Annotated in this window: 3 protein-coding genes and 2 tRNA genes; 3 read left to right on the top strand and 2 right to left on the bottom strand. The window is 65.1% G+C overall.

The window, feature by feature from the left end; translation table 11 throughout:
• On the bottom strand, positions 1-198 hold a 198-nt coding region (locus P4L93_01730; protein MDR3685664.1), incomplete at its 3' end, for a hypothetical protein.
• 121 nt (positions 199-319) lie between these two features.
• Between P4L93_01730 and P4L93_01725 the strand changes: the two genes are divergently transcribed.
• The 3 genes from P4L93_01725 to P4L93_01715 all read left to right on the top strand — a co-directional run bounded on the left by P4L93_01725 (position 320) and on the right by P4L93_01715 (position 1824).
• A tRNA-Lys gene (locus P4L93_01725) sits at positions 320-395 on the top strand.
• 28 nt (positions 396-423) lie between these two features.
• Positions 424-499: transfer RNA gene (locus tag P4L93_01720), tRNA-Glu, on the top strand.
• Positions 500-708: 209 nt separating this feature from the next.
• A complete protein-coding gene (locus P4L93_01715; GenBank protein MDR3685663.1) occupies positions 709-1824 on the top strand; it encodes a PASTA domain-containing protein in 1116 nt (371 codons plus the stop codon).
• A gap of 18 nt (positions 1825-1842) precedes the next feature.
• Here P4L93_01715 and P4L93_01710 read toward each other — a convergent pair whose 3' ends face one another.
• A complete protein-coding gene (locus P4L93_01710) occupies positions 1843-2565 on the bottom strand; it encodes a response regulator transcription factor (protein ID MDR3685662.1) in 723 nt (240 codons plus the stop codon).
• Between the last annotated feature and the right edge of the window lie 102 nt (positions 2566-2667).

Here is a 2667-nt window from a genome sequence, read left to right as displayed (position 1 = left end):
GACCGCGATGGCCAGCAGCACGGACCAGATCTCGGGCTGCCAGCGAATGGCGCGGGCAATCGCACCGCGCACTCGGTGGGCCGGCCCGGTCTCATGTCCCAGCAACCTCGCGAGTACGGCGTCGATCGCGCCGCCGGCGAGCAGCGCTCCGGAGACGACGCTGAAAGCTATGAGCCAGCTGCGAACAGTCTCCGACACGGCAACGAACTCCTTCCTGACCTCGGCAATCGTAGCATGCGCGTCTGACATTGACGCCTCGCGTTGACCCTGCCGAGGCACGCAGGTACACTTGCCTGCGCGTTGGGCGCGTGACGCAACCGGGCCGTTAGCTCAGTTGGTAGAGCAGGGGACTTTTAATCCCAAGGTCGCAGGTTCGAAACCTGCACGGCCCACCAAGCGCGATTACGAGCACCACCCATAGAGGCCCCCATCGTCTAGCGGCCAAGGACTCCGCCCTTTCAAGGCGGCAGCAGGGATTCGAATTCCCTTGGGGGCACCAAGGATACGTAGGCCCACCCGTTGCGACGGGTGGGCCTATCTCGTCGCTCCGGGGTTGGTGGCACAACGCTCGGGTACCAACTCGCTTAGAAAGCTGCGTCAAGCGTTGGCCACGAGTTCTCGGCACTGACGCAAGAACCCCAGTCCGAGCAGTTTGTACCGCCGGGCGACTCGGCAGCGGAACCAGACGGCGTACCGGAGGGACCGACCATGCGAACCACTCGAGTTGTCGCTCTGACGCTCTTGGGCTTTGTGTTGGCTGCAGCCGTGCTCTCGGCCGGCTGCTCGCTCGGCCCGAAGGTGCCCGACGTGACCGGGAAGAGCGCAGCCGACGCCGTCCGGCTGCTCCAAGACGCTGGCTACAAGCTCGGCGCTACCAACCGCGTCCATACGCCCGGCGTCGCCCCAGGAGTGGTATTTCGGCAAAACCCGGTCGCAGGCGTGCAGCTTTCCAAGGGCGAGGCGGTGTCGATTACCGTCGCGCTACCCCTTGGGGAGTTCATCGTCCCTGCCGTTACGGGCAAGACCGCCGAGGAGGCCTCGGCCAGCATCGCGGCGAACTCGCTCGTGCCGATGCCCATCGACGAGTTCAACGACACTGTGCCCGCAGGAACGGTGGTTGGGCAGGTGCCCGACGCGGGCGCTAAGGTCAACCTCCACGCTAGGGTGGCGTACGTTGTGTCGCAGGGCAAAGCGCCTGCATCCTCCAAGGTGCCTAACATCGTGGGCAAGTCCAAGGCTGACGCCGAGAAGGCGATCAAGGACGCCGGTTTGGTTCCAGACGCCGAAGCGGTGTACAGCACGACGGTCGCCAACGGCAACGTCGTGATACAGAGCCCCGCACCCGGCGCGACGGCGGCGCCCGGCGCGACCGTCAGCTACGCCATCTCGCTGGGTGCGCCAGCCTCCTCGGTCAGCGTACCTAGCGTGACGGGACGGTCTGAGGCCGACGCGGTGAGCTCTATCCAAGCCGCCGGGCTGGCACCAAAGGTCTACCGCCAGTCGAGTGCATCGGTTGCAAAGGGCGTTGTAATCGGCCAGATGCCACCGGCGGGCACGCAGACAGCCAAGGGTGGAACCATCGGCATCGAAGTATCCACCGGGCCAGAGGCCCTGGTCGGCGTTCCGAACGTCACCGGCAAGTCCGAGTCTGAAGCACGCTCGGCAATCGAATCGGCTGGCTTCGTCGTAGAGACGACCGATCAGCCGAGCGCGGACGTCGCCAAGGGAACGGTCGTCGCGCAGTTGCCCGTGAGCGGGAGCAAGGCACCGGCGGGATCCACCGTCGTCTTGGCCATCTCGTCAGGGAGACCGGCTCCGCAGTAGGGCTCGCCCCCGCCGGGTCTACCGGTAGACGCTCTGATCGGCGATTGCGCGTTTCATGATCGGCTCGAAGCGATAGCCCATGCCATGAACGGTGTGGATGAAGATGAACTCGGACGTCTCTTCCACGGCCTGCCGCAGGCGACGGATATGCACGTCGATGGTGCGGGACGAGGGGAGATGCTCGTAGCCCCAGACCTCGTCGGCCAAGATCTGCCGAGTGGCGAGCTGACCGGGCCGCTCGGCTAGTGCGACCAGCAGCTGGAACTCCTTGAGGCGCAGCCGGATCTTGTCGCCGGCGACCGAGACGCGGAAGCTCTTGGGCTCGATCAGCAGATCGCCTATCTGGATCACGCGCTCGTCCGCGAGCGTCTCTCTGGTGCGCACGCGCCTGAGGTTTGCGCGCACGCGAGCCAGAAGCTCCTCCATCGAGAACGGCTTGGTGATGTAGTCGTCGGCGCCTGCGTCGAGCCCCCGGACCTTGTCGCGCTCCGTATCGAGCGCCGAGACCATGATGATCGCGGTCTCCTTGTCCTGGTCGCGCAGCTTCTCAGTGATCTCATAACCGTCCATACCGGGTAGCAGAAGGTCGAGGATCACGAGGTCGGGGCGAAGGTGCTCGGCGGCCTTGAGCGCTAGGGCGCCATCGCCAACCGTATCCACCGCGAAGCCTGCACGCCTCAGCGAGTACTCCACGGTTTGGCGAATGATCGGGTCGTCTTCGACCACCAGAATGTTCGTCAAGCTGACTCCTTTGGGGCGGCGACTCGTCGAGCCGTTCCTAGGCGAGCTGACCGATCGCGCACATCATGGCACGCGGGAAACAGGCATGTACTGCGTTTCACG

This window comes from Coriobacteriia bacterium, from assembly GCA_031292615.1.
Lineage (GTDB): Bacteria > Actinomycetota > Coriobacteriia > Anaerosomatales > JAAXUF01 > JARLGT01.
This window is presented reverse-complemented; position numbering and strand designations above follow the sequence as displayed.